Source organism: Falsiroseomonas sp. RANM36, from assembly GCF_056682175.1.
Map to the genome: position 1 here is coordinate 260,760 of NZ_JBWXTD010000005.1, position 24,212 is coordinate 284,971.

At 70.1% G+C, this 24,212-nt stretch carries 25 protein-coding genes and 1 pseudogene; 15 read left to right on the forward strand and 11 right to left on the reverse strand.

The window, feature by feature from the left end; translation table 11 throughout:
- Window positions 1-285 precede the first annotated feature (285 nt).
- The 3 genes from secB (at window position 286) to AC1MIR_RS19205 (ending at window position 3,028) form a co-directional block, all read left to right on the forward strand.
- Window positions 286-774, forward strand: a complete 489-nt coding sequence (gene secB, locus AC1MIR_RS19195) for a protein-export chaperone SecB (protein ID WP_480029792.1) — start codon at window positions 286-288, stop codon at window positions 772-774.
- Window positions 775-802: 28 nt separating this feature from the next.
- Window positions 803-2,374, forward strand: a complete 1,572-nt coding sequence (gene lnt, locus AC1MIR_RS19200) for an apolipoprotein N-acyltransferase (RefSeq protein WP_480029793.1) — start codon at window positions 803-805, stop codon at window positions 2,372-2,374.
- A 210-nt stretch (window positions 2,375-2,584) separates the two neighbouring features.
- Window positions 2,585-3,028: a helix-turn-helix domain-containing protein gene (locus tag AC1MIR_RS19205; RefSeq protein ID WP_480029794.1), complete on the forward strand. Its 444-nt coding sequence runs from the start codon at window positions 2,585-2,587 to the stop codon at window positions 3,026-3,028.
- 33 nt (window positions 3,029-3,061) lie between these two features.
- On the opposite strand, the gene AC1MIR_RS19210 is transcribed toward AC1MIR_RS19205, so the two are convergent.
- Complete coding sequence (locus AC1MIR_RS19210) at window positions 3,062-3,568, reverse strand: DUF2244 domain-containing protein (RefSeq protein ID WP_480029795.1); 507 nt, start codon at window positions 3,566-3,568, stop codon at window positions 3,062-3,064.
- A gap of 107 nt (window positions 3,569-3,675) precedes the next feature.
- Here AC1MIR_RS19210 and nth point away from each other — a divergent pair, with 107 nt between their 5' ends.
- Window positions 3,676-4,323 (forward strand): endonuclease III, encoded by a 648-nt coding sequence (nth, locus tag AC1MIR_RS19215; protein ID WP_480029796.1) that lies wholly within the window; start codon window positions 3,676-3,678, stop codon window positions 4,321-4,323.
- A 17-nt stretch (window positions 4,324-4,340) separates the two neighbouring features.
- On the opposite strand, the gene AC1MIR_RS19220 is transcribed toward nth, so the two are convergent.
- The 3 genes from AC1MIR_RS19220 to AC1MIR_RS19230 form a co-directional block, all read right to left on the reverse strand.
- On the reverse strand, window positions 4,341-5,285 hold the full coding sequence (locus tag AC1MIR_RS19220; RefSeq protein ID WP_480029797.1) for a hemolysin family protein: 945 nt from the start codon (window positions 5,283-5,285) through the stop codon (window positions 4,341-4,343).
- On the reverse strand, window positions 5,282-6,265 hold the full coding sequence (gene ybeY, locus AC1MIR_RS19225) for an rRNA maturation RNase YbeY (RefSeq protein WP_480029798.1): 984 nt from the start codon (window positions 6,263-6,265) through the stop codon (window positions 5,282-5,284). Before ybeY ends, AC1MIR_RS19220 begins: the two co-directional genes overlap by 4 nt.
- A 136-nt stretch (window positions 6,266-6,401) precedes the next feature.
- Window positions 6,402-6,881 carry an MmcB family DNA repair protein gene (locus tag AC1MIR_RS19230; protein ID WP_480029799.1) on the reverse strand — a complete coding sequence of 160 codons (480 nt, stop codon included), beginning with the start codon at window positions 6,879-6,881 and terminating at the stop codon, window positions 6,402-6,404.
- A gap of 68 nt (window positions 6,882-6,949) precedes the next feature.
- Between AC1MIR_RS19230 and AC1MIR_RS19235 the strand changes: the two genes are divergently transcribed.
- Together AC1MIR_RS19235 and AC1MIR_RS19240 are read left to right on the forward strand one after the other, a co-directional pair.
- Window positions 6,950-7,387 carry an Rrf2 family transcriptional regulator gene (locus AC1MIR_RS19235; protein ID WP_480029800.1) on the forward strand — a complete coding sequence of 146 codons (438 nt, stop codon included), beginning with the start codon at window positions 6,950-6,952 and terminating at the stop codon, window positions 7,385-7,387.
- 112 nt (window positions 7,388-7,499) lie between these two features.
- Window positions 7,500-7,883, forward strand: coding sequence for a hypothetical protein (locus AC1MIR_RS19240; protein ID WP_480029801.1), 384 nt, complete (start codon window positions 7,500-7,502; stop codon window positions 7,881-7,883).
- A gap of 6 nt (window positions 7,884-7,889) precedes the next feature.
- Here the strand turns inward: AC1MIR_RS19240 and AC1MIR_RS19245 are convergent, their stop codons facing one another.
- The 3 genes from AC1MIR_RS19245 to AC1MIR_RS19255 all read right to left on the reverse strand — a co-directional run bounded on the left by AC1MIR_RS19245 (window position 7,890) and on the right by AC1MIR_RS19255 (window position 10,441).
- Complete coding sequence (locus AC1MIR_RS19245) at window positions 7,890-8,411, reverse strand: N-acetyltransferase family protein (protein ID WP_480029802.1); 522 nt, start codon at window positions 8,409-8,411, stop codon at window positions 7,890-7,892.
- Window positions 8,412-8,466: 55 nt separating this feature from the next.
- Complete coding sequence (locus tag AC1MIR_RS19250; RefSeq protein ID WP_480029803.1) at window positions 8,467-9,663, reverse strand: amidase; 1,197 nt, start codon at window positions 9,661-9,663, stop codon at window positions 8,467-8,469.
- Between the two features lie 82 nt (window positions 9,664-9,745).
- Complete coding sequence (locus tag AC1MIR_RS19255) at window positions 9,746-10,441, reverse strand: GNAT family N-acetyltransferase (protein ID WP_480029804.1); 696 nt, start codon at window positions 10,439-10,441, stop codon at window positions 9,746-9,748.
- A 122-nt stretch (window positions 10,442-10,563) separates the two neighbouring features.
- Here AC1MIR_RS19255 and AC1MIR_RS19260 point away from each other — a divergent pair, with 122 nt between their 5' ends.
- The 5 genes from AC1MIR_RS19260 (at window position 10,564) to AC1MIR_RS19280 (ending at window position 15,463) form a co-directional block, all read left to right on the forward strand.
- A complete protein-coding gene (locus AC1MIR_RS19260) occupies window positions 10,564-11,388 on the forward strand; it encodes a ferredoxin--NADP reductase (RefSeq protein WP_480029805.1) in 825 nt (274 codons plus the stop codon).
- A 125-nt stretch (window positions 11,389-11,513) separates the two neighbouring features.
- The gene (locus AC1MIR_RS19265; RefSeq protein WP_480029806.1) at window positions 11,514-12,632 is read left to right on the forward strand and encodes a TRAP transporter substrate-binding protein; all 1,119 of its coding nucleotides are present in this window, start codon (window positions 11,514-11,516) and stop codon (window positions 12,630-12,632) included.
- Window positions 12,633-12,723: 91 nt separating this feature from the next.
- Window positions 12,724-13,338, forward strand: coding sequence for a TRAP transporter small permease subunit (locus AC1MIR_RS19270; RefSeq protein ID WP_480029807.1), 615 nt, complete (start codon window positions 12,724-12,726; stop codon window positions 13,336-13,338).
- Complete coding sequence (locus AC1MIR_RS19275; protein ID WP_480029808.1) at window positions 13,335-14,747, forward strand: TRAP transporter large permease; 1,413 nt, start codon at window positions 13,335-13,337, stop codon at window positions 14,745-14,747. Before AC1MIR_RS19270 ends, AC1MIR_RS19275 begins: the two co-directional genes overlap by 4 nt.
- Window positions 14,747-15,463 carry a hypothetical protein gene (locus AC1MIR_RS19280; protein ID WP_480029809.1) on the forward strand — a complete coding sequence of 239 codons (717 nt, stop codon included), beginning with the start codon at window positions 14,747-14,749 and terminating at the stop codon, window positions 15,461-15,463. Before AC1MIR_RS19275 ends, AC1MIR_RS19280 begins: the two co-directional genes overlap by 1 nt.
- A 3-nt stretch (window positions 15,464-15,466) precedes the next feature.
- Here AC1MIR_RS19280 and AC1MIR_RS19285 read toward each other — a convergent pair whose 3' ends face one another.
- Together AC1MIR_RS19285 and AC1MIR_RS19290 are read right to left on the reverse strand one after the other, a co-directional pair.
- Window positions 15,467-15,826 (reverse strand): c-type cytochrome, encoded by a 360-nt coding sequence (locus AC1MIR_RS19285; protein WP_480029810.1) that lies wholly within the window; start codon window positions 15,824-15,826, stop codon window positions 15,467-15,469.
- A 33-nt stretch (window positions 15,827-15,859) separates the two neighbouring features.
- Complete coding sequence (locus AC1MIR_RS19290) at window positions 15,860-16,201, reverse strand: hypothetical protein (RefSeq protein ID WP_480029811.1); 342 nt, start codon at window positions 16,199-16,201, stop codon at window positions 15,860-15,862.
- 73 nt (window positions 16,202-16,274) lie between these two features.
- On the opposite strand from AC1MIR_RS19290, the gene AC1MIR_RS19295 reads away from it, so the two are divergent.
- Both AC1MIR_RS19295 and metH read left to right on the forward strand, forming a co-directional pair.
- On the forward strand, window positions 16,275-17,216 hold the full coding sequence (locus AC1MIR_RS19295; protein WP_480029812.1) for an ArsR/SmtB family transcription factor: 942 nt from the start codon (window positions 16,275-16,277) through the stop codon (window positions 17,214-17,216).
- An 11-nt stretch (window positions 17,217-17,227) separates the two neighbouring features.
- Window positions 17,228-20,719 (forward strand): methionine synthase, encoded by a 3,492-nt coding sequence (gene metH / locus AC1MIR_RS19300; protein ID WP_480029813.1) that lies wholly within the window; start codon window positions 17,228-17,230, stop codon window positions 20,717-20,719.
- A 474-nt stretch (window positions 20,720-21,193) separates the two neighbouring features.
- On the opposite strand, the gene AC1MIR_RS19305 is transcribed toward metH, so the two are convergent.
- The gene (locus AC1MIR_RS19305; protein ID WP_480029814.1) at window positions 21,194-22,519 is read right to left on the reverse strand and encodes a caspase family protein; all 1,326 of its coding nucleotides are present in this window, start codon (window positions 22,517-22,519) and stop codon (window positions 21,194-21,196) included.
- Window positions 22,516-22,863, reverse strand: a complete 348-nt coding sequence (locus AC1MIR_RS19310) for an effector-associated constant component EACC1 (RefSeq protein WP_480029815.1) — start codon at window positions 22,861-22,863, stop codon at window positions 22,516-22,518. Before AC1MIR_RS19310 ends, AC1MIR_RS19305 begins: the two co-directional genes overlap by 4 nt.
- A gap of 186 nt (window positions 22,864-23,049) precedes the next feature.
- Here AC1MIR_RS19310 and AC1MIR_RS19315 point away from each other — a divergent pair, with 186 nt between their 5' ends.
- The gene (locus AC1MIR_RS19315; protein ID WP_480029816.1) at window positions 23,050-23,955 is read left to right on the forward strand and encodes a cation diffusion facilitator family transporter; all 906 of its coding nucleotides are present in this window, start codon (window positions 23,050-23,052) and stop codon (window positions 23,953-23,955) included.
- Window positions 23,952-24,212: pseudogene (locus AC1MIR_RS19320) on the forward strand (hypothetical protein); the annotation flags it as partial. The gene AC1MIR_RS19315 and the pseudogene AC1MIR_RS19320, both read left to right, overlap by 4 nt.

Below are 24,212 nucleotides of genomic sequence, written 5' to 3' on the forward strand. Positions count from 1 at the left end.
CCCCGCGGGGGCCCCCCCCCCCCCCCACCCCCCCCGCCCCCCCCCCCCCCCCCCCCCCCGGGGCCGGGCGGGCGGGGGGGCGGGCGGCCGCGGCGCCTGCCGCGGCAATGAAGGTCCTGCGGCGCATGCGTGGCTCCCACGGTCACCGGTCGCCGCCATGGAACCGCAATGCGGCCGCCCGGTTCAAGAACAACTCGCGGCCAAGCTGCGGAAGGCCGCGCGCTGGCCCGGCGCGCGCGGCCGTGCTAGCCGGGCGCCGCCACGTCGCCTCAGCGGAACAGCAGCATGTCGGACCAGCCCGCCCCGTCCTCCCCGATCCCCTACGGCCAGCCGGCGCCGCCGTTGCAGCTGAACATCCAGTACACCAAGGACCTCTCCTTCGAGGTGCCGGGCGCGCCGGAGATCTATCTCAGCCTGCGCGAGCAGCCGCGGGTGGACCTCTCGCTCGACGTCCAGGCGCGGCAGGTGCCGGGCCAGCAGCCCAACGTATTCGAGGTGTCGCTGCAGATCCGCGCCGACGCGAAGATCAAGGAGACCTCCTGCTTCATCGCGGAGCTGGTCTATTGCGGCGTCTTCACCCTGAACGTGCCGCAGGAGCATGTGGAGCCGGTGCTGCTGGTGGAATGCCCGCGCCTGCTCTTCCCCTTTGCGCGCAACATCCTGGCCGACGTCACGCGCGACGGCGGCTTCCCGCCGGTGATGCTGAACCCGATCGACTTCGTCGCCCTGTGGCAGAGCCGCCGCGGCCAGGTGCAGCAGGCCGGCACGGCCTGACATCGCGGCGCCCTCCAGCGAGGGCCGGATGAGCAGGCTGCAGCGCGCGCCCGCCGCCGGCCGCGCGCGGCTGACGCGGCACCTGGCGGGGCCTGGCTTCTGGCGCGCGCTGTTCCTTGCCTTCGCGCTCGGCGCGGCGACCGCGCTGGCGCTGCCGCCGGTGCATCTGGTGCCGGTGCTGCTGCTGACCCTGCCCGGCCTGTTCGTGATGGCGACCGAGGCGCCGGGCTGGCGGCGTGCCGCCTGGATCGGGCTCGCCTGGGGCTGGGGCTTCCATGTCGCCGGGCTGCACTGGCTGACCAGCGCCATCCTGACGGAGGCGGAGCGCTACTGGTGGCTGGTGCCGGTCGCCGTGCCGGCGCTCGCCTTGCCGCTCGGCGCCTTCACGATCATCCCGGCGCTCGGCGCGCGGCTCGCCAAGCCCGGATGGCGGCGCATCCTCGCCTTCGCGGCGGCCTGGACCGCGGCCGAGATGCTGCGCGGCGTGCTGTTCACCGGCTTCCCCTGGAACCTGCTCGGCACCGTCTGGGCGTTCGGCGCGCTGCCGATCCAGGCGGCGGCCTGGATCGGGGTGCATGGGCTGAGCCTGGCCACCGCGCTGCTTGCGCTGCTGCCGCTGCTCGGTCGGCGCGGCTGGCTCGCCGTCGCCGGGCTGCTGGCCGGCTTCGCCGCCATCGGCGTGGTGCGGCTCTGGCCGGTCGAGCCCGCCCCTCACCCGGTGTCGCTGGTGCTGGTGCAGGGCAATGTGGCCCAGGAGGTGAAGTGGCGGCCCGAGACCCGCTGGCCGATCTTCCGCCGCTACATCGAACTCAGCCGGGACGGGCTGGAGCTCGCCCGGGCCGAGGCGCCGGACAACCGCGTGCTGGTTGTGTGGCCGGAGACCGCGAGCCCCTTCCTGCTGGCGAACGACCCCGAGGCCGCCCGCCTCGCCGCCCAGCCGCTGCCGCCCGAGGGCGTGCTGCTGGCCGGCACCGTGCGCGCCGCCTTCGACGCGGAGGGGCGGCCGACCCGCCTCTGGAACAGCATGGTGGCGCTCGATCGCGATGGCCGCGTGCTGGAGGTGGTGGACAAGACCCATCTCGTGCCCTTCGGCGAATACATGCCGCTGCGCGGCCTGGTGCCGGTGCGCCTGGTGCAGGGCGTGGCCGACTTCGCCTCGGGCGGCGGGCTGCGCGCGGTCCGTCTGCCCGGCCTGCCGAGCTTCACCGGGCTGATCTGCTACGAGGTGATCTTTCCGGGCGCGGTGACCGGGGCGGAGCGCCCCGGCTTCCTGGTGAACATCACCAACGACGCCTGGTTCGGGATCTCCGCCGGTCCCTGGCAGCACCTGGCCGCGGCACGGATGCGCGCGGTGGAGGAAGGGCTGCCGCTGGTGCGCGCGGCGCAGACCGGCATCTCGGCGGTGCTCGATGCGCGGGGCCGGACGGTTGCAAGGATGGGGCTGGCCGAAACCGGCGTGGTCGTTGCGCCTCTGCCACGAAGTGCCGCGCCGACCCCCTTCGCGCGCGGCGGACTCGCCATTCCGCTGGCACTGCTTGGCATTTTCTGTATATTTGCAGGCTATGGCACGATCTTTGAGAAACACGTCACGCGGCGATGAGTCGTCGTGACGACAACTTGCATCCAGGGGTTGCGACCACAAATTGAGATTTCTCAAAACAGTTGACAAAGCATGACGGATGGCCTACCCCCTCTGTGCAAGGGCGGATGGTGTCGAAGCACTGCACGGCAGCTTCGCCGCAGCCCAGGCCAGGATGGTCAACCCACGGCCAGATGGGGTGATGGGTCGATGAGTTTCGGAGACGTGGCCATGTCGGGTGACGACGTCGTGGAGCGGGCGGAGCGTGAGCACCGGCCGAGCCCCATTGACGTGCATGTCGGCAGCCGTGTGCGCCTGCGGCGGACCTTGCTCGGGATGAGCCAGGAAAAGCTGGGCGAGGCACTCGGGCTGACCTTCCAGCAGGTGCAGAAGTATGAGCGCGGCGTGAACCGCATCGGCGCGAGCCGGCTGTTCGACCTCTCCCGCGTGCTGGACGTGCCGATCGGCTTCTTCTTCGATGACATGCCGCCCGAGATGGGCGGCGACAAGAACCGCCGCTTCACCGGCTTCCAGGAGACGCAGGACGGCTTCGAGGACGACACGCTGCACCGGCGCGAGACGCTGGAACTGGTGCGCGCCTACTACCGCATCACCGATCCCTCCGTGCGCAAGCGCGTCTTCGACCTGATCAAGAGCCTCGCGCCGACCGAGTAGCGCGCCAGGCCGACAGGCGACCCAATTTCCCGCTCAGTCGCGCAACTGCGGGTTGTCGAAGCGCGGCGAGCGATAGCCGCGCAACGCACCGGTCAACGCCGCCGCCAGATCCTGCTTCGCCGCCGGCGCCAGGAAGCGACCGATCTCGACGCTGCGGCCGCGTGCGCGCGCCCGCAGCACCGGCCCGGCGCCGGGCCGCTCCTCCAGCTCCACCTGCGCCCAATAGGGATCGAGCCGCACCTCCTCGCGCCCGCCCCGGCCGTCCTCGCGCCGCACCAGCAGCCCCTCCGCGGTCAGCAGGATGATCTCCTGCGCCGCGCGGCTCCAGCGCCGGTGCAGCGCCACCAGCCCGAGCACGAGAACCAGCTCGCCGCCCAGGAAGCCGAGCACCGGCCAGGCCCCGAGCACCGCGAACACCACCGCCGGCACCATCGCCACCGCGGCCGCCAGGCCGCAGAGCCAGCGCATGCCCCGCGCCGAAAGACCGCCCGGCGGCCGGGTCACCGCCTCGAACAGCACCACCTTCCCAACCCCTGACATCGCGTCACACTCTACGGTAGCTCTGCACCGACGCCATGCCCCGCGCCAGACCCAAGCCCGCATCACCGCTGCACGGCAGCGCCCAGGCCCCGCGCCGCGCCCGCGCCATGAACGCGGCGCAGGCCGGCGACTTCCTGCGCGCGCTTGCGGTCGCCAACCCGGCGCCCGAGACCGAGCTGCTCTATCGCGATCCCTTCACCCTGCTGGTCGCGGTGGTGCTCTCGGCCCAGACCACGGATGCGGCGGTGAACAAGTGCACCCCCGCCCTGTTCGAGGCGGCACCCACCCCCGCCGCCATGGCCGCGCTGGGGGAGGCCGGGATCGGCCCCTTCATCCGCCGGATCGGGCTCTGGCAGGGCAAGGCCCGCAACGTCGCCGCCCTGTCGCGCATGCTGGTGGAGCAGCATGGCGGGCAGGTGCCGGCCGACCGCGCCGCGCTGGAGGCGCTGCCGGGCGTCGGGCGCAAGACCGCGAATGTCGTGCTGAATGTCGCCTTCGGGCAGGAGACGATGGCGGTGGACACCCACATCTTCCGCCTCGGCAACCGCACCGGCCTCGCGCCCGGCAAGACCCCGCTTGCGGTGGAAGAGGCGCTGGTCCGCAAGTGCCCGCCGGAGTTGCTGCGCGATGCGCATCACTGGCTGATCCTGCACGGGCGCTATGTGTGCAAGGCGCGGATGCCGGAATGCTGGCGCTGCCCGGCGGTGGCGCGCTGCAACTACCGCGACAAGGTGCTGGCGCCGCCGGCGCGCTGACGCCGCGCGCCGCCCGCCTATTCCGCCGCCTGGCGCGGCGCCTCCCCCAGCACGCCCGGACGGCGCACGCGCAGCCGCCGGATGCGGCGCGGATCGGCTTCCAGCACGCGGAATTCCAGCCCTGACTCATGGCTGATCAACTCGCCCCGCGCCGGCACGCGGCCGGCCAGGGTGAAGACCAGGCCGCCCACGGTGTCGATGTCCGCCGCGCGCTCCTCCTCGGTCAGGATCGAGCCCATGCGCTGCTCGAAGGCCTCAATCGTGGTGCGCGCGTCCAGCTCCAGCGTGCCGTCGGGGCGCTCCACGATGGTCGGCGTCGCCACCTCGTCATGCTCGTCGCTGATGTCGCCGACGATGGTCTCGACCAGGTCCTCGATGGTGACCAGGCCGTCTATCCCGCCGTACTCGTCCACCACCAGCGCCATGTGGATGCGCTGCGCGCGCATCTGCAGCAGCAGGTCCAGCACCGGGATCTGCGGCACCACCAGCAGCGGCCGGCGCAGGATGCTCTTCAGCGAGAAGGTGGAGGGATCGCGCCCGACGGCGGCGAACACGTCCTTGATGTGGACCATGCCCACGATCTCGTCGAGGTTGCCGCGATAGACCGGGAAACGGCTGTGGCCTTCCTTCTGGATCAGGCGGATCGCCTGCTCGAGCGTCAGGTCCTCCGGCATGGCCAGGATGTCGGCCCGCGGCACCATCACGTCATAGGCGGTCTTGTCGCGCAGCCGCAGCACGTTGCCGAGCAGGATGCGCTCATGCGGGTCGAGGCCCGTCTCCTCCGCGTCGCGGCGCTCCTCGTCGGCGCGGCGCCGCGGTTCCTCCAGCAGTTCCTCGAAGCGGTCGCGCACGCTTTCGGCCTCGCGCTTGCGCAGCAGGCCCTGCAGCCGCCAGAAGAAGCTGTTGCGCCGCTCGCGCTCGGCATGCCCGTTGGGGCCGCTCCCGTTGCCGTTGCCGCTCATCGGACGTTGCCCGCGCGCAGCGGCGCGGCGCCTTCCTTCCAGGGATTCGGCCGGCCGAGGCGGCGCATCACCCGCGCCTCGGCGCGCTCCATCCGGCGCGCCTCGCCGGCGTCCAGATGGTCGTGCCCCACGAGGTGCAGCGCGCCATGGGCGACGAGATGGGCCAGATGGTCCGCCGGCTGCCGCCCGGCCTGCCTCGCCTCCCGCCGGACCACGCCGAGCGCCAACGCGACATCCCCGAGATAGCCGGGGGCGCCGGCCGGGAAGGACAGCACGTTGGTCGGCTTGGCCTTGGCGCGGTGCTGGCCGTTGAGCCGCTTCACCGCCGCGTCGTCGGCCAGCATCACGGTGACGGCGCCGCGCGCGCCCGCTTCGCCATCCCCCTCGGAGGTGGTTGCGAGCAGGTGGCCGAGGAGATCGCATAGCGCCGCTGCGAGATCCTGGGCGGCATCGGGACAACTCGCCTCCGCCCCGCGCAACGCCTCGAGCGCGAGGACGAGAAGGCGTCCCTGCGCCGAGGATGCCGGCAGCGACAGATAGGGAGGGTCCCGGGAGGGGTCGTAGCCGACGGCCTCGTGCGGGATGAGCACGCCCTCCGCCGCCACCTGCGTGGTCATCGTCACGTAGCGGCGCGACATGTCCACCAGGTGCAGCGTGCCGGGCCCGATCCGCGTCGTCGCCTCCGCCGCCAGGCCGCGGCCCTCGCCCGAATGGTAGCGCTCGAACAGCAGGTAGTCGTTGTTGAAGCCCGCGAGGCGAGCGGGGTCGTGCTCCATGCGCTGCGGCGAGAACGTCACCTGCGACAGGGTGAGGCTGCCGACGCGCTGGAAGCCTGCCTGTCCCGCGAACGCCGCCGGCTCCGTCAAGGGTCTGATGTCGAAGAAGGGCCGCGCCGCTTCGCGCCACTGATCGAGATCGGCGACGGGACCGGGCGCGCCATGCCGGCGCGGGCGCTGCGGCGGGTGCTGGACCGCGTTCAACGGCATCGCCTCGCCTGGTTGGTTCGTGCGGAAGGTTAGGCGGGCACCATAAGGCCCGGCAACTCTCTTGCGCCGGGCGCCTCGGCGACCGACCGGCTCCGCATGACGAGGCGGCCGGGTGGTCGGCGCCCGGCGGTCATTCCACCCGCAGCGCCGCGCGCAGCTCGGCGAAGCCCACCGGGTCCTGCATCGCCGCGAGCCGACCCGCCGCGACCACCGCGTAGCGGTGCAGCAGCGCCTTGCGGCGCGCCCCAGCCAGCCGGTGGTCCGGCGCGTCGCGGAGCAGTTCCGCGTCCGGCCCATCGGCCACCAGCAGCCCGACCTCGTCCGGGATCAGCTCGCGCGGGAAATCCAGGTCCACGGCGAAATACAGCCGGTCGCAGAATCCACGGTACTCCGGCCACTTCTGATCCGAAAGAAAATCGCGGGCGCAGGACTTCACCTCGATCACCGCGAAGCCGCCATCGGGAAGCAGCGCCAGGATGTCGGCGCGGCGGCCGTTGGGCAGCGGCATCTCCGTCACCGGCGCCCAGCCGAGCCGGGCGCAGAAGCGCGCGGCGGCGCGGCAGACGGCCAGGGTGCGGGCCGCCGGCGGCGGCGCGAAGGCGAGCGTCATGGGCGCATGTTCGCGCTCCGTTCGCGCGGCGGTCAAGCCTCGGGCGAGCGGAAGGAACCGCGGCCGGCATGGTGCGTGATGCTCATGCCATGGTCGCCACGCGCTTCGCTGTCGCCGTCCACATCCTGCTGCTGCTCGCCGCCGTGCCGGGCGGCCAGGCGACGAGCGGACGGATCGCCGGCAGCGTGGGCACCAATCCCGTGGTGATCCGGCGACTCGCCGGGCAGCTCGCGCGCGCGGGCCTCATTCGGGTACGGCGGGGGCAAGGCGGGGCCGAACTGGCGCGCCCACCGGACGAGATCACCCTTGCCGATGTCTGGCGGGCGATGCGCCGGCCCGACCTGCCCTTGCTGCCGACCCATGCCGGGCCCGCCGGCGGCGATCCGCTCGGCAAGGCGGTGCCAGGCCTGCTGCGCGGGGTCCTCGACGAGGCGGAGCGGGCGATGGAACGGCATCTCTCGGGCATCACGCTGCGGGCCTTGCAGGCAAGCCTGGTCGAAGCGTGAGCAATCCGCCCGAAGGGGGCCGCCGCCGGCGTGCCGATGCACCGCGAAATCCAGGTTGAACCGGCTGCCGCCGCATGGCCATGCTGCAGCCCCTGGCCGGGAGACGATCCGCATGATGGATCCGCTGGAACTCGTCACGGACCGCAGCATCCGCCGCGCGCTCGGCTTCGCCGGGCTCGGGGTCGGGATGGTGATGCTCTCGCTGTCCTTCGACCTGCCGCTGGCCTTCCGCAGCGGCGCTGACCTGGCCGCGCTGGTGGCGGTGACGCTGATGGTGCTGGCCTGGCGCGCCCCGAACCGGGACATCCGCCACAGCGAAGCCTGGATGATGCTGAACGACCTGGTGCCGGAGGCGGCCTGGGGCGTGCCGCGCGCCGATGTCCAGCGCCGCCTGAAGGAGACGCTGCGCCGCCGGCTGCTTTGGCATGCCGAGCGGGTGGGCCTTCTGGCGGTCGTGCTCTGGGCGCTGATGCTGCTCGCCACCGCCCTGCGGTAGCGCGTCTCAGCCCGGCAGGCTGCGGTCTCCCTCGCCGAGCGGCTTCTGCATGACGACGAGATCCACCCAGCGGCCGAACTTCAGCCCGACCGACTTCACGATGCCCGCCTGGCGGAAGCCGAGCGAGACATGCAGGCCGATCGAGCCGACATTCTCGGAATCCCCGATCAGCGCCAGCATCTGGCGGAAGCCCGCTTCCTCGGCGCGGTCGAGCAGCGCCTGGACCAGCGCCTTGCCCACACCCTGGCCGCGCACGTCGTCGCGCACATAGATCGCGTTCTCGGCGCAGTGCCGATAGGCGGAGCGGTCGCGGAACTGTTCGTAATGGGCGTAGCCGAGCAGCGTGCCGTCCGGCGCCTCGGCCACCAGCCAGGCCCAGCCATGATCGCGGATGCGCGCGAGCCGTTCGGCCATCTGCGCCGCATCGGGCGGCACTTCCTCGAAGGTGCCGGCGCCGTGCCGCACATGGTGCGCGAAGATCGCGGTGATCGCCGGCACGTCGGCGTCGGTGGCGTCGCGGATCTGCATGGGGCAGGCGCTTACGTCCGGTCGCGCGCGGCGGCAAGCGCGGGGTCGAAGGCGATCAGGCCGGCAGGCCCAGCGCCTCGGCCACCTGCTCGGCCAGGGCCAGCAGCGCGCGGTCGCGACCGGGGGCGGCGACGAGCGAGAGGCCGACCGGCGCGCCCTCCACCTTCGCGGCCGGCAGGCTGACCTCGCAGAGGCCCGCGAGGCCGGCGATGGCGGTGACGCCCATGGTGCGTTCGCGGACCGCCTGCTGCATCTCCATCGGCGAATCGAGGCGCGGCGGAGGAATCGGCGAGGTCGGATAGGCCAGCACCGCGCCGCCCGCGAGCAGCGCCCGCACGCGCCGGCGCACCGAATCGCGCAGCACGCGGCCCGCTGCGGCCGCTTCCGGCTTCACGGCCTTGGCCGCGGCGAAGCGCTCGCCGACGCCGGGGCCGAATTTCGGGCTCGTCGCCTCGATCCAGGCGCCGAGGCTCGCCCAGGCCTCCTCGGCCTGCACGACGCGGAAATTCTCATAGAGCTGGTCCAGCGTCTCCGGCACCAGGTGGATCCCCATGGCGGGGCCGAGCACGCGCTCCGCCGCGCCCAGCGCGCCGGCCAGCGCCGCCGCCGTGGCCGGGACGGCGTTGATCCAGGCCTCCTGCACCTTCAGCAGCGGGCCGAGCGGCGCATCGCCGCCCGAGGGCAGCAGCACCTCGCCCACCCGGCGCAGCACGGAGGCGTTCGCCGCGAACCAGCCCGGCGTGTCGAAGGAGGGGCCGAGCGGGCAGGCGCCAGCCAGGCTGATGACCCCCCAGGAGGGACGGATGCCGAAGATGCCGCAATAGGAGGCCGGGATGCGCACCGACCCCCCGGTGTCCGAGCCCAGCGCGAAATCCACCAGCCCCGCCGCGACCGCCGCGGCCGAGCCGCAGGAGGACCCGCCGGGGAAGCGGTCCGGCGCCGCCGGGTTGATCGGCGTGCCGTGCCAGACATTCTCGCCCGTCAGCCCATAGGCGAGCTCGACCGTCTTGGTCTTGCCGCGCAGGCTGGCCCCGGCCTGCAGCAGGGATTGCACGATGGGCGCGGTGGCGGCCGCGGGCGGATGGGTCCGTCCCCAGTCCGGGTTGCCATAGGTGGTCGGCGCACCGGCGACGTCGAACAGGTCCTTCACCGCGAAGTCCAGCCCGGCGAGCGGGCCCTCCGCCGCGCCGGGTAGTTCCACGCGTCGGCCCGGCACGAAGGCGCCCACCCGGTCCTCGATCTCGCGCGGCATGGCAGGCCCGTCCCCGATCAGTTCCCGTCGCCGTCGAACCTGCGGCAACTGCGGCGCGAAGACAATGCCGGACGCCGGCCGCCTAACCGGCGAGCCGGGACGTCGCGGCCGAGAGGCTGCTGCGCGGCGCGTCCCGATGGTCCCAGTTGGCGTCGTCGAGCCAGGCGGCGATGGCATCCCGCCGCGCCGGCCATTCCTCCGCCAGGATCGAATACCAGGCGGTGTCGCGCCGCCGGCCCTTCACCACCAGATGCGCGCGGTGCTCGCCCTCGAAGACGAAGCCGAGCCGGTCGGCGGCGGCGCGGGAGGGGGCGTTGAGCGCGTTGCACTTCCAGACCAGCCGCCGGTAGCCGAGGTCGTCCATCGCATGGCGCATCAGCAGGAACATCGCCTCGGTCGCCGCGCGGGTCCGCTGCATGCGGGGCGAGAACCAGATGTTGCCGAGCTCGATCGCGGCATGGGCGGGCTGGATCTCCATCAGGGTCAGCCAGCCCTCCACCCGGCCCGAGCGCAGCGGGCGGACGGCCCAGGCCATGGGATCGTGGGTGGTGGCGAAGGCGGCGACGTGGCGGCGCATCGCGGCGGCATCGGCGAAGGGGCCGTAGCCCATATAGGCCCAGGAATGGCCCGCCATGTCCGATTGCGCGGCATGCCAGAGATCTTCCGCATGGCGCACCGCCAGCGGCTCCAGCGCGACCGCCGCGCCGCGATGCGGAATGCGGGCGGGGAGGGGGCGCGGGGTGGCGTCCACCTCGGGGCCGATGGGTGGCTCGGGCATCGCGGCGTTCCGTTGGTATCTCGGGCGGGGCAGGATGCGCCCGCCGCGCGAGTTGCGCCATCGCAAGGCGCGCCTTCCTTCCGCGTTGCAGCATGCGCCCGCCGCAGGCATCTAGGAGACCCATGAGCACCTCCGCCCCCGACATCACCGCGCCCGCCGCGCTGCCCCCGGCTCCCCCCGGCTTCTTCATGGAGCGGGTGCTGACGGTGCATCACTGGACCGACCGGCTGTTCTCCTTCACCTGCACGCGCGACACGTCCTTCCGCTTCGGCGCCGGCCAGTTCGCGATGATCGGGCTGGTGGTGGAGGGCAAGCCGCTGGTCCGCGCCTATTCCATGGTCTCCCCGCCCTGGGAGGAGCACCTGGAGTTCCTCTCCATCAAGGTGCAGCACGGGCCGCTGACCTCGCGCCTGCAGCATATCCGCCCGGGCGACGGGGTGCTGATCGGGAAGAAGGCAACCGGGACGCTGGTGAACGAGAACCTGCTGCCCGGCGGGGTGCTGTGGCTGTTCGCGACCGGCACTGGCCTCGCCCCCTTCATGAGCCTGATCCGGGAGCCCGAGACCTATGACCGCTTCGACCGGATCGTGCTGGTGCACACCGTCCGGCAGGTCGCCGAGCTGGCCTATCGCGAGCTGATCTCGAAGGACCTGCCGGAGCACGAGCTGCTCGGCGAGATGGTGGCCGGGAAGCTCGCCTACCTGCCGAGCGTGACGCGCGAACCCTTCGCCACGACCGAGCGCATCACGACCATGATCGAGAGCGGCAGCCTGACCGGCCGCTTCGGCCTGCCGCCGCTCTCGCCCGAGCGCGACCGGGCCATGCTCTGCGGGTCGGAGGCGATGAACGCCGATGTCCGGGCCCTGCTGGAGGCGCGGGGCTTCGTCGAGGGGTCGAACAGCAACCCCGGCAGCTACGTCGTGGAAAAGGCCTTCGTCACGAAGTAGGCGGGGTGCGGTCGATCACGGATCCGTCAACGCGGGCATTGCGCGGCGGTGCTTCGTTCAGTTAAGGAGGCGCCTCATCAACCCGCCGCACCGCGCCAAAGCGGGCGGCTGCTGGGAGGACTCGCATGACCGACACCACAAATTCGCCCGGCCGCCGCGGCCTTCTCAAGGCAGCCGCTGTCGGCACGGCCGGCGCCGCGGTGCTGGCCACGCCGAATGTCAGCCGGGCGCAGACGGTCACCTGGCGCTTCCAGTCCACCTGGCCCGCGCGCGACATCTTCCATGAATTCGCCGGCGACTTCGTCACCCGCGTGAACGCCATGGCCGGCGGCCGGCTGCGGATGGAGCTGCTGCCCGCCGGCGCCGTGGTCGGCGCCTTCCAGCTGATCGACGCGGTCGGCGCCGGCACGCTCGATGGCGGCCACGGCGTCTCGGCCTACTGGTTCGGCAAGAACAAGGCCTTCAGCCTGTTCGGCACGCCGCCGGCCTGGTTCTACGACGCCAACTCCTACCTCGCCTGGTTCTACTATGGCGGGGGCGAGGCGCTGTACAACGAGCTCATCAGCCAGATCCTGCGGGTGAACGTGGTCGGCTTCCAGACCGGGCCGATGCCGACCCAGCCGCTCGGCTGGTTCAAGAACCGCATCACCTCGGCCGAGCAGATGCGCGGCATGCGCTACCGCACGGTGGGCCTGGCGACGGACCTGTTCAACAGCATGGGCGCGGCCGTCACGGCGCTTCCGGGCGGCGAGATCGTGCCCGCGCTGGAGCGCGGCGTGATCGACGGCGCGGAGTTCAACAACCCGTCCTCGGACCGCGTGCTCGGCTTCCCGGACGTGGCGAAGAACTACATGCTGCAGTCCTATCACCAGAACACCGAGACCTTCGAGGTCCTGTTCAACAAGGCGAAATACGACGCCCTTCCGGCCGAGCTGAAGGCGGTGATCCGCCATTCCGCCGAGGCCGCCTCGGCCGACATGTCCTGGAAGCAGCAGCTCCGCTACCCGAACGACCTGCAGGAGATGGCATCCCGCCAGGGCGTGACGGTTGCCATCACGCCGCGCCCCGTCCTGGAGGCGCAGCTGCAGGCCTGGGACGGCGTGATCCGCAACCTGGAGAGCGATCCCTTCTTCAAGAAGGTGACCGACAGCCAGCGCGACTGGTGCCGCCGCGTCAGCGCCTTCTACCTGCGCTACCAGGCGAGCCCGGCGCTGGCCTTCAACCACTTCTTCGCCCGCGGCTGACGCGCCGCCGGCATCGCGTTGCTAAAGGCCCGCCCGGTTCGCCGGGCGGGCTTCTGCATGACAGGCCCCGTCACTCCCGGAACACCTCTGCATGACCGGCCAGATCTATCCGCCAGGCGGGTTGCAGCCCGTGCTGACGGGCATCGACAAGCTGAGCAGCTTCGTCGGCAAGCTGTTCGCGTGGTGCATCCTCGCGTTGACCTTCGCCATCTGCTACGAGGTCTTCGCGCGCTACCTGTTCCGCGCCCCGACCACCTGGGCCTTCGACGTCTCCTACATGCTCTACGGGACGCTGTTCATGATGGCCGGCGCCTACACGCTGTGCCGCAACGGGCATGTGCGTGCCGACTTCGCCTATCGGCTGCTTCGGCCGCGGCAGCAGGCGGCGCTCGATCTCACGCTCTATCTCGTCTTCTTCCTGCCCGCGATGATCGGGATGATCGTCTATGGCTGGGACTTCTTCCTGCAGTCCTACCACCAGAACGAGGCCTCCTCGGTCAGCCCGAACGGCCCCTACATCTGGCCCTTCAAGTTCGTCATTCCCGCCGCCGCGACGCTCGTGCTGATCCAGGGGCTGGCCGAGATCGCGCGCTGCTTCGTCTGCTTCAAGGAAGGCGACTTCCCGCCCAAGGCGCATGACGTGCGCGAGATGGAGGAGATCGTCCTCGAGCTCGCCGCCGCGAAGAACAAGGGCGCCGCGCCATGAGCGATCCCGTCCTCGGGATGGTGATGCTCGGCAGCTTCATCTTCGTGGTGCTGCTGGGCTTTCCCGTCGCCTTCACGCTGATGGCGATGGGCATCGGCTTCGGCTATCTCAGCCTCGGCGAGCGCGTCTTCGACCTGCTGGTGCAGCGCACCTATGCGGTGATGGCGAACGACGTGCTGATCTCCGTGCCGCTCTTCGTCTTCATGGGCTATGTGATCGAGCGGGCGAACATCCTCGACCGCCTGTTCCGCTCGCTGCAGCTGGCCTCGGGCGGGCTGCCGGGCGCGCTGGCGATCGCGACGCTGGCCACCTGCGCGATGTTCGCCACCGCCACGGGCATCGTCGGCGCGGTGGTCACGCTGATGGGGCTGCTCGCCTTCCCGGCGATGCTGCGCGCCGGCTACGATACGCGGCTCGCCGCCGGCGTGACCTGCGCGGGCGGCTGCCTCGGCATCCTGATCCCGCCCTCGATCATGCTGATCCTCTATGGCGCGACGGCGGGCGAATCGGTGGCGCGGCTCTATGCCGCGGCCTTCTTCCCCGGCGTCGGGCTGGCGCTGCTCTACATCCTCTATGTCGTGATCCTGGCGACGCTGCGGCCGGGCATGGCGCCGAAGCTGCCGCCGGAGGAGCGCAACGTGCCGGTGGGGACGGTGATCCTCGCGCTCGTCACCTCCTTCATTCCGCTCGCCGTGCTGATCGGCGCGGTGCTCGGCGCGATCCTGCTCGGCCTCGCCACGCCGTCGGAAGCGGCGGCGATGGGCGCGCTCGGCGCCATCCTGCTCGCCATGCTCTACCGCGCGCTGACCTGGGAGCGGCTGAAGGAGAGCGTGTTCCTCACCGCGCGCACGACTGCGATGGTCTGCTGGCTCTTCGTCGGCGCCTACATCTTCACCTCGGTCTTCGGCTATCTCGGCGGCCATCACGTGATCGAGGAGATCTTCGTCGAGCAGCTGAACCTCAACACGGTCACCTTCCTGATCGTGACGCAGCTGATCATCTTCCTGCTGGGCTGGCCGCTGGAATGGTCGGAGATCGTGCTGATCTTCGTGCCGATTTTCCTGCCGCTGCTCGACACCTTCGGGGTGGACCCGATCTTCTTCGGCGTGCTGGTGGCGCTGAACCTGCAGACCAGCTTCATGACGCCGCCGGTCGCCATGGCCGCCTACTATCTGAAGGGCGTGGCGCCGCCGAAGGTGAAGCTGACGCAGATCTTCGCCGGCTGCCTGCCCTTCGTGGGCATCGTCATCCTGGCGATGACGCTGCTCTACATCTTCCCCGGGATCGCCACCTGGCTGCCGAGCTACCTCTACGACCAGGTGCCGACGGGCGAGACGCAGGACCTGACGCGCGTGCCCGAAGGCGGCTTCCAGGAGATGGAAGAGCCCGAACTGCCGCCGCTGAACTGATGGCGGCGGCGGAGGTGGACCGCGCGGCGGAGGCGGCGCGCTGGCTGGCCGAGGCAGTGGAGACCGGCTGCCCGCTGGCGCCGCTGCCGGAGGACATCGCGCCGCGCGACATGGCGGAGGCCGAGGAGACGGCCGCCGCCGTGCTGGAGGCGCTGGAGATCGCGCCCTGCGGCCTGCGCCTGCTGCGCAGGCCGGGCGGCGATTCGCTGGCCGGGCCGATGATCGAGGGGCGGCTGCTGCGTTCCGGCGCCGAGGTCGCGCCCGCGACGCTGCGCCATCCGCAGGTCACCGCGGCCGTGATCGGCATGCTGGCGGAGCCGCTGGAGGAAGGGGCGGCGACGCCGCCCGTCTTCGCGCGGCTGCATCCGGCGATCGACATCGCGGCGAGCCGCTTCACCGCGCTGCCGGAGGATCCGCTTCTGCTGGCCGCCGACCTGGCGCGGCTCGGCCTTGTCGTGGCGGGACGGGCGAAGGCGCTGGAGCCGGGCCTGCTGCGCGTCGCCCTCGCGCCGAAGGGCAGCCGGGCGCGCGGCATCGAGACCGATCTTGTCGCCGCCTTCGCGGAGGCCGCGGCGGCGGCGCGGCGCATGGGCGGGCTGCCGGCGGGCGCCTTGCTGGTCGTGGCCGGGCTCACGCCACCGATCGAGCCCGCGGGCCTGCTGCGCGCGAGCCTCGGCGCGCTGGGCGGGGCGGAGGCGACCTTCGGCCCGGGGTGAGCCTCAACGCCGGGGCGCGCCCCGCAGCGAGAGGATGTAGGCGATCACGTCGTCCAGCTCGGCCGGGCTCAGCACGATGTCGGGCATCGGCGGGTGCGGCTGCCGCAGGAAGGCCTGCAGCGCGAGCTGGGTGGTGGAGGGCATCGCCGCCACATCGGCGAAGGCGGGCACGCCTGGAACGCTGCGACCCGTTCCGGCCGGCCCGATCGCGTGACAGGACCCGCACCGCGCTTCCGCCAAGCGCCGTCCTGCCGCGGGGTCGCCGAAGGGCTGTGCCTGGGCGGCGACCGTCATGAGGTGAAGCGCCAACGCGATCGGCAACATGCGCATGGGGATATCCTCCGAGCCGATCCTGCTCCGCATCGCGCGCCATGGCGACCTCTCCCAGCGGGAGGGTCAGGTGGCTGCGCGGAATCTGGCCGCGGTCACCGCATCGTCGCGCAGCGCCGCGGCGATCTCGGCCCGCGCCGCCTCGGTGCCGGCCAGTACCAGGACGCGGTCGAACCAGCCGCATCGGCCCCGGACCCGGGCCTGGAACAGGCCGTCGAGCGCGGCGGCGGCGGCGCTTCGGCCGGAACAGCAGGCGCAGGCGAGCGGATGGGACGGGGCGGAGGTCTCGAAGCTCGCGGCGGCGACGGCGCCGGCGGGCAGGGCGGGGTGCGGCGCAGAGGCCAGCACGGCGGCGGGCTTTCCCGCGGCCAGCGCAGCGGCCAGGGCCGCCGGGTCAGCCACGGTCACGATCGGGATACGGGCGTCGAGTGACCACGTCATGTGCTGGACATAAGGATATCTTTATGCCATTTGCAAGCGCATGGACGACCTCCTTACGCAGCTCCGCGCCGCGGCCGAGCCGACGCGGCTCCGCCTGCTCGCCCTCTGCGCCCGCCAGCCGCTCTGCGTCACGGATCTCTGCGCCGTGCTCGGCCAGTCGCAGCCGCGGCTGTCGCGCCATCTCAAGCTGCTGGCGGATGCCGGCCTGCTGGAGCGCGTGCCGGAGGGGTCGAACGCCTATTTCCAGATGCCGGCCAGCGCCGAGCTGGCGCGGATGATCCTGGCCCGCCTGCCGGAGGAGGATGTGCGGCTGGCCGCCGACCGGCGCGTGGCGGCGCGGCTGGCGGCGGAGCGGGCGCGCAGCGCCTCCGACGCCTTCCGCCGCGACGGCATGGACTGGGACGAGATGCGCGCCCTCGGCCTGCCGGCCGCCGCCATCGAGCAGGCGCTGCTCGAGTCGCTCCCCGCCCGTATGGAGGCGCTGCTCGACATCGGCACCGGCACCGGCCGCCTGCTGGAGTTGGTGGCGCCGCGCGTGGAACGCGCGCTCGGCGTGGACATGAGCCGCGACATGCTGGCGCTCGCGCGCGCGCGTCTCGCGGAGCGCGGCCTCGCCGATCGCGCCACGGTGCGCCAGGCGGACATGTATCGCCTGCCCTTCGCCGATGCGTCCTTCGACGCCGTCGCGATGCAGATGGTGCTGCACTATGCCGAGGACCCGGCCGCCGCGCTCGCCGAGGCCGCGCGCGTGCTGCGCCCGGGCGGGAAGCTGCTGATCGCCGACCTTGCCCCGCACGACCAGGCCGCGCTGCTTGAGAAGCATGCGCATCGCTGGCCCGGCTTCGACGACGCGCAGCTTGCCGGCTGGCTCGGCGCCGCCGGCTGCAGCCTGGCGCAGGCCACCAGCATCCCCGGCCCGCTCACCGTCCGCGTCTGGCCCGCCCAGCGCCAGCCCGCTTCCCTCTCCGCTCTCGCCCGCTGAGGTCTCCCCGCATGTCCCGCCCCCATCTTCTCGACGCCCTGCGTGACCGCGTGCTGCTCTGCGACGGCGGCTTCGGCGCGCGCATCCAGGGCATGACGCTCGACATCGAGCGCGACTTCTGGGGCAAGGAGAACTGCACGGAGGTGCTGAACCTCTCGCGCCCCGACATCGTACGCGAGATCCATCACAGCTACTTCGCCGCCGGCGCCGACATGGTGCTGACCAACACCTTCGGCGGTTCGCCCGTCACGCTCGGCGAGTTCGAGCTGGAGGAGAAGGCGTTCGAGATCAACAAGCTCGCCGTCGAGATCGCGCGCGAGGCGGCGGCGGACTTCGCCGATGGCCGCCATCGCTGGGTGATCGGCGACATCGGGCCGGGCACCAAGCTGCCGACGCTCGGCAATATCGGCTACGACGCGCTGGAAGCCGCGCTTGTGGTGCAGTGCCGCGGCCTGATCGCGGGCGGCGCCGACGCGCTGCTGACCGAGACCAACCAGGACACGCTCTACATCAAGGCGGCCGTCAACGCCGCGAAGATCGCGCGCGCGGAAGCGAAGTCGGACATCCCGATCTTCGTGCAGGTCACGGTGGAGACGACCGGCACGCTGCTCGTCGGCCCCGACATCTCGGCGGCCGCCGCGGTGGTGCATGCGCTGGACGTGCCGCTGCTCGGGCTGAACTGCGCGACGGGCCCGCAGGAGATGGCCGAGCATGTGCGCTGGCTGTCGCGGAACTGGCCCGGCCTGATCAGCGTGCAGCCCAATGCGGGCCTGCCGGAGCTGGTGGACGGCAAGACGCACTATCCGCTCGGCCCGGCGGAGCTCGCCACCTGGATGGAGCGCTTCGTCACCGAGGACGGGCTCAACCTGATCGGCGGCTGCTGCGGCACCAACGACACCCATATCGCAGCCCTCGACGCGCTGCTGCGCAAGCTGGCTGGCGGCGCGGCGCGGCCGGCGCCCGTCGCGCGCAAGCCGGTCTGGATCCCGTCCGTCGCGTCGCTCTACACCGCGACGGCGCTGCGGCAGGAGAACAGCTACTTCTCGATCGGCGAGCGCTGCAACGCCAACGGGTCGAAGGCCTGGCGCGAGCGGCAGGCGCAGCACGACTGGGACGGGTGCCTGGCGATCGGGCGCGAGCAGGTGGCGGAGGGCAGCAACAGCCTCGACATCTGCACCGCCTTCGTCGGCCGCGACGAGATGGCGGAGATGAACGAGGTGGTGCGGCGGTTCACCAGCAGCGTGAATTCTCCCCTCGTCATCGACAGCACCGAGACGCCGGTGATCGAGGCGGCGCTGAAGCTGCATGGCGGCAAGGCGATCATCAACTCGATCAACTTCGAGGAAGGCGAGAAGGCGGCGCATGACCGCATGGTCCTCGCCAAGAAGTTCGGCGCCGCGGTGATCGCGCTGACCATCGACGAGGTCGGCATGGCGAAGACCGCCGAGGACAAGCTGCGCATCGCGGAGCGCCTGGTGGACTTCGCCTGCAACCGCCACGGCCTGCCACAGTCGGACCTGATGATCGACCCGCTGACCTTCACCATCGCGACCGGCAACGAGGACGACCGCAAGCTCGGGCTGTGGACGCTGGAGGGCATCCGGGCGATCCGCGAGAAATTCCCGGAGATCCAGATCATCCTGGGGCTGTCGAACATCAGCTTCGGCCTGAACCCCGCCGCGCGGCACGTGCTGAACAGCGTTTTCCTCGACCACGCCGTGAAGGCCGGCATGACCGGCGCGATCGTGCATGTCTCCAAGATCAAGCCGCTGCACCAGATCCCGCCCGAGGAGGTGCGGGTCATGGAGGACCTGATCTACGACCGGCGCAGCGATGGCTACGACCCGCTGCAGAAGGTGCTGGAGATGTTCGCCGGCCGGAAGGCCGCCGATGCCGGTGCCAAGAAGCGCGCCGAGACGGTGGAGGAACGCCTCAAGGACCGCATCGTCGATGGCGACCGCAAGGGCCTCGACGACGAGCTGGCGGATGCGCTGGCCAAGGGCATCGCGCCGCTCTCCATCATCAACGACATCCTGCTCGACGGCATGAAGGTGGTCGGCGACCTGTTCGGCGCGGGAAAGATGCAGCTGCCCTTCGTGCTCCAGAGCGCGGAGACGATGAAGGCGGCGGTGGCCTATCTCGAGCCGCACATGGAGCGCGTCGAGGGGCAGGAGAAGGGCATCATCGTGCTCGGCACGGTGAAGGGCGATGTCCACGACATCGGCAAGAACCTGGTGGACATCATCCTGACCAACAACGGCTACAAGGTGGTCAATCTCGGCATCAAGGTGCCGCTGGCCGACATCGTCACCGCCGCGAGGGAGCACAAGGCGCATGCCATCGGGATGTCCGGCCTGCTCGTGAAGTCCACCGTGGTGATGCGCGAGAACCTGGAGGAGATGTCGCGCCAGGGCGTCGAGCTGCCGGTGCTGCTCGGCGGCGCGGCGCTGACGCGCAACTATGTCGAGGAGGATTGCGTGAAGGCCTATGCCTGCGGGCGCGTGGCCTATGCGCGGGACGCCTTCGACGGCCTGCACCTGATGGACAAGGTGATGGGCAACGGCTTCGACGACTACCTCGCGGCGCTGCAGGCGAAGCGGAAGGGCAAGGCGAAGAACGAGAAGCGCGTGCTCGGCCAGGCCGATCCGCGCGGCTTCGCGCCGGTGGACGTCAACTACGCCCAGGCGCGCCGGCGCCGCGTGAGCGCGGAGAGCAGCGCGCCGACGCCGCCCTTCTGGGGCGCGCGCGTGATGGAGGCCGCACCCAAGGCGCTGGTGCCCTTCATCAACGAGCGCAGCCTGTATCAATTCCAGTGGGGTTTTCGCAAAGCCGGCCGCAGCCTCGACGACTTCCTGGGCTGGGCCAAGCAGGAGCTGCGCCCGGTGCTGAAGCGCATGCTCTCCCTGGCGGACGAACAGAAAATCCTCAAGCCGCAGGCGATCTACGGCTACTGGAAATGCGCCGGCCAGGGCAACGACCTGGTGCTGTTCGAGGAGGACGGCGTGACGGAGGCCTGCCGCTTCACCCTGCCGCGGCAGCCGAAGGAGGACGGCGAGTGCATCGCCGACTTCGTCACCGACATCGAGGACGGGCGCGATGTGATCGGCTTGCAGGTCGTCACCGTCGGCCAGAAGGCGTCCGACATGGCGCGCGACTGGTTCGAGGACAATCGCTACCAGGACTACCTCTACCTGCACGGCCTGTCGGTGGAGATGGCGGAGGCGATGGCGGAATACGTCCACAAGCGCATCCGCGCCGAATGGGGTTTTTCGGGCGAGGACGAGCGCGACATCGAGAAGATGCTGAGCCAGGGCTATCGCGGCGGCCGCTATTCCTTCGGCTACCCCGCCTGCCCGCGGCTGGAGGACCAGGTGCCGCTGCTGAAGCTGCTCGGCGCTGAGCGCATCGGCGTCGAGATCAGCGACGAGTGGCAACTTCACCCGGAGCAATCCACCAGCGCGATCGTGCTGCACCACCCGAGGGCGAAGTATTTCTCGGTTTGATCCGGCGTCCGTTAACGGGCTTGCGCCTGAAGGTTTCGAAACGTTAAACTTCCAAGGTGCGCGGACGACGGGACAGGAGGGTTCAGATGCAAGCTTTGAGCAGCATGGGCTTGACGGGCGCGGCATTGGTCTCTGCGCTAACCTGCGCCATGCCAGCTTTGGCTCAGGGCTCTGGTCAAAATGCAGACTTACTCAGGCGAGCATTGTTCGCCACGGCGCGCGGTCAGTGTCCGGCAGAGTTGATGAGCCCTTTGTTGAAGGCACAGTGCGACCAGCAGATGCCACGCATGGCGCAACACTTGAGCAGCTTAGGATCCGTGTCAAACATAACCTTCATGGGCATTGAGCAAACGCCGATGGGTCCAGCCGAGGTATATCGGGTCAGCTTTTCTTCCGGGCAGATGATCTGGCTTATAAGCCGCACTCCTGATGGAAAAGCGCAAATATTTTGGTCGCCGGGCTAATTATAATCTTCTACCAGATGGGAGTTTTTATAAATCGCTGTAATGTCGTTATCAATAGGATAGCCGAGCAACCCCACGCTGAGGCCCTGGTGAGGTGAAAAAAATGAAGAATAGTTACATTCCCGTTTTTAGAGCGTTCTCCAAATATAAGTAAGACTAGCAAAACTACGAGAAAAAAAGCTGCGACAAGATTGCTTGTATCAAATGATACCGCACTAAGTTTATTGAGGTCAAAAGAGCTGGTTGTTTCTCTAATATAAAGAGATGTCCCGCTCACTAGGAATAGTGCCGAAGCGGCTGTATAAGCCATTCTGGGTCCGATAAGAACGGCTTGCATACCAATGTCTGAGCGTTGTTGTTGCTGCTCAAGAGCCGCCAGACGCTCCCCGAAATGGCGGATATTCTCTTGCTGGGGGCCGAGAACAGTGTTTTTAGTAGCCTCCGTCTGTCTCGTCAGCACAACGATTTGTGCCTCCGTTGAGCGTTGGCGCTTCTGTATCTCGCCAAGCACCTCACGAAGCGACTCGAGACCAGCCTCGATTCGCTGAATGTCAGCTAGTCGACGGCGTCGGTTGTAGGCAAAGCGAAAGCCTCCGCCATTTTGGAGGTTGACGCGGCGCGGTAGGGGCGCGTCGGCAAGTCGGCGGATACGAGACTCTACCTCGCTGAATACCTCGTCCAGGGTAAGCACCAAAGACGACCCTTCGAACCCGCCCTCCAGCACGTCGACAAGAGCACCGGTGAAGCGCGTAAGTGCTTCCTGTGGAGGGGCGTAGGCCCGCGCATCGCCCGGCGCTGCCGCGATCCCGTATGTTCCTTCTAAGTCGATCGATGGCTCAGCAGCCGCTTTTGCGCCATCTCCGCCCATCATTCCCTCGAACGCGCGGCCACTGTAGCAGCAATCCAGAATCAGCACGCGCTTGTTCGCTCGGGAATTGCGCATCGCTCTACGTACCAGCGTAATGGGCACTGCATTGAAGGCCTTGCGATCGTCCGTCGTGTTCGCTGCGGCGAGATAGAGCGGCACCTCCGCGTCACCATAAAGCCCGTGCCCAGCGTAATACACAATGAGAGTGTCGGTCGCCGCCTCGGATGCAGCAGCGACCGCCTCGGTGACATGATTGGCCTCCTGCGCGTCCAGCAAGGTCGTCACTGAAGTGGCAGGCAGGCCGACGACATCCGGATCTTTCAGCAACCGTTCAAGCCGAAGGATATTTTCCTTCACTTGCGGCAGGGGCGGTAGGTAGGCCTCATCCCTGGCGCAGCGCGTCGTGCCGATCAGAAGGACACGTGATTGGGCCCTGAAAGAGAGCTCCGCAGGGTAGGGTTCGCTCATCCGTCCGCCAGCCGACGCGCTTGTTCCACCAAGTCCGCCAGCGAGTTGTGGTTCTTCGCCTCTATTGTCACTGTGCGCGCGCCCGTCTTCACGGTCACGGTGGCCGAAGGCCTAGTTGCCTGGATCCAGGTATGAATGCAGCGCACAAGTTCGACTACGGCTGGCCCGGCCAGGACAACGGTCAGAAATGGGAGCAGTTCGGGGCCTTGCTCGCCGGGCGCAGGTGGTCGCCGACCCTGCTCCACGCGATCCACCTCACGAAGTCGGGCTTGCCGAAGCCAGTCCAGGAGGGTAGCCGCATCTTGAGCGGCGTTTACTCCGTTCAGCGCGACGGTCACGTCCATCGCCCTCGTCCTCCAACCTCTTGGTGCGAAGGCTATCGCAACTCGCAAACTGTTGCGAGGCTAGAGTTGTGCATCTGTGCAAGCGGCCCGCGGTATCTGATTTCGTGCGGCAATACCGAGTCATCCGGGATTGCCCCAGCCCGAGCAGTAGGGGCATGGGTGGGATGTCACCTCGCCGGATGTCACGTGCGCACGCACTCGCCGCTTTCCCGCATCGAGCATGTCGCTGCCGCCTCCGTCGCGGTGGCGCTGGCCGTGCTTGCCCTCAAGGCCGGCGCCTGGTGGGTGACGGGCTCCGTCGCGCTCTTCGCCGATGCGCTCGAATCGGTGGTGAATGTCGCGGCCGCCGTCGCGGCGCTGGTGGCGATCCGATTCTCGGCGCTGCCGCCGGACGCCAACCATCCCTACGGCCATGCCAAGGCCGAGTATTTTTCCGCCGTGCTGGAAGGCGCGCTGATCATCGTCGCCGCGCTGCTGATCCTGCACGAGGCCTGGGCGGCCTGGCAGGCACCGCGCCCGCTGGACCAGGCCCCGCTCGGCCTGGTCGTCTCGGCGGTGGCAACCGGCGTCAACGCCGCCTGGGCCGCGGTGCTGTTCCGCCGTGGTCGCGCCGGGCGCTCGCCGGCGCTGCTGGCCGATGCGCGGCACCTGCTGGCCGATGTGGTGACCTCGGTCGGCGTGCTGGTCGGCGTGGCGCTTGTGGCGCTGACCGGCATCCTCTGGCTCGATCCGCTGCTGGCGGCGCTGACCGCGCTCAACATCCTCTGGTCCGGCACGCGGCTGATGCGCGAATCGGTCGGCGGGCTGATGGACGAGGCGGTGCCGTCCGACACGCTGGCGCGCATCCGCGCTCTCGTCGCGCAGAACGCGGATGGGGCGATCGAGGCGCATGACATGCGCACCCGCCATTCCGGCCGCTTCACCTTCGTGGAATTCCACCTCGTGGTGCCGGCGGCGATGACCGTGACGGACGCGCATGACATCTGCGACCGCGTCGAGGCGGCGCTGAAGGCGGAACTCGGCACCGCCGTCATCACCATCCATGTCGAGCCCGAGGGCAAGGCCAAGCACAAGGGCGTGCTGGTGCTGTGAACGGGCCGCGGGCGCGGGCGCGGGCCGGGACGGGCCGCGAGGCCGCCGCCTTCGCCGTCTCCCTGCTGCTGCACGCCGCCGTGCTGGCGGGGCTGCTGTGGACCGCCTCGCGCCCCCTGACGGTGCCGGTGGAGCAGCCCGTCGCGCTGATCTGGGCGGCTTCGGAGAACGGTGCCGGCGACGCGGCCGACAGCGCCGCCGAACCCGCCCCGCCGGGCGCGCCGCCCGCCGTTCCGGCGCCGCCCCCGGTGGCGGGG

Bases quoted from the DNA above. Each gene is read 5' to 3' on its own strand.
- AC1MIR_RS19265 (WP_480029806.1), top strand. From the start codon at position 11,514: ATGACCGACACCACAAATTCGCCCGGCCGCCGCGGCCTTCTCAAGGCA.
- AC1MIR_RS19305 (WP_480029814.1), bottom strand. From the start codon at position 22,519: ATGAGCGAACCCTACCCTGCGGAGCTCTCTTTCAGGGCCCAATCACGT.
- AC1MIR_RS19220 (WP_480029797.1), bottom strand. From the start codon at position 5,285: ATGAGCGGCAACGGCAACGGGAGCGGCCCCAACGGGCATGCCGAGCGC.
- AC1MIR_RS19295 (WP_480029812.1), top strand. From the start codon at position 16,275: ATGGACGACCTCCTTACGCAGCTCCGCGCCGCGGCCGAGCCGACGCGG.
- AC1MIR_RS19285 (WP_480029810.1), bottom strand. From the start codon at position 15,826: ATGCGGAGCAGGATCGGCTCGGAGGATATCCCCATGCGCATGTTGCCG.
- AC1MIR_RS19240 (WP_480029801.1), top strand. From the start codon at position 7,500: ATGATGGATCCGCTGGAACTCGTCACGGACCGCAGCATCCGCCGCGCG.
- AC1MIR_RS19255 (WP_480029804.1), bottom strand. From the start codon at position 10,441: ATGCCCGAGCCACCCATCGGCCCCGAGGTGGACGCCACCCCGCGCCCC.
- AC1MIR_RS19250 (WP_480029803.1), bottom strand. From the start codon at position 9,663: ATGCCGCGCGAGATCGAGGACCGGGTGGGCGCCTTCGTGCCGGGCCGA.
- nth (WP_480029796.1), top strand. From the start codon at position 3,676: ATGAACGCGGCGCAGGCCGGCGACTTCCTGCGCGCGCTTGCGGTCGCC.
- secB (WP_480029792.1), top strand. From the start codon at position 286: ATGTCGGACCAGCCCGCCCCGTCCTCCCCGATCCCCTACGGCCAGCCG.
- metH (WP_480029813.1), top strand. From the start codon at position 17,228: ATGTCCCGCCCCCATCTTCTCGACGCCCTGCGTGACCGCGTGCTGCTC.
- AC1MIR_RS19275 (WP_480029808.1), top strand. From the start codon at position 13,335: ATGAGCGATCCCGTCCTCGGGATGGTGATGCTCGGCAGCTTCATCTTC.
- AC1MIR_RS19245 (WP_480029802.1), bottom strand. From the start codon at position 8,411: ATGCAGATCCGCGACGCCACCGACGCCGACGTGCCGGCGATCACCGCG.
- AC1MIR_RS19270 (WP_480029807.1), top strand. From the start codon at position 12,724: ATGACCGGCCAGATCTATCCGCCAGGCGGGTTGCAGCCCGTGCTGACG.
- AC1MIR_RS19260 (WP_480029805.1), top strand. From the start codon at position 10,564: ATGAGCACCTCCGCCCCCGACATCACCGCGCCCGCCGCGCTGCCCCCG.
- AC1MIR_RS19235 (WP_480029800.1), top strand. From the start codon at position 6,950: ATGGTGCGTGATGCTCATGCCATGGTCGCCACGCGCTTCGCTGTCGCC.
- AC1MIR_RS19210 (WP_480029795.1), bottom strand. From the start codon at position 3,568: ATGTCAGGGGTTGGGAAGGTGGTGCTGTTCGAGGCGGTGACCCGGCCG.
- lnt (WP_480029793.1), top strand. From the start codon at position 803: ATGAGCAGGCTGCAGCGCGCGCCCGCCGCCGGCCGCGCGCGGCTGACG.
- AC1MIR_RS19205 (WP_480029794.1), top strand. From the start codon at position 2,585: ATGTCGGGTGACGACGTCGTGGAGCGGGCGGAGCGTGAGCACCGGCCG.
- AC1MIR_RS19280 (WP_480029809.1), top strand. From the start codon at position 14,747: ATGGCGGCGGCGGAGGTGGACCGCGCGGCGGAGGCGGCGCGCTGGCTG.
- AC1MIR_RS19230 (WP_480029799.1), bottom strand. From the start codon at position 6,881: ATGACGCTCGCCTTCGCGCCGCCGCCGGCGGCCCGCACCCTGGCCGTC.
- AC1MIR_RS19310 (WP_480029815.1), bottom strand. From the start codon at position 22,863: ATGGACGTGACCGTCGCGCTGAACGGAGTAAACGCCGCTCAAGATGCG.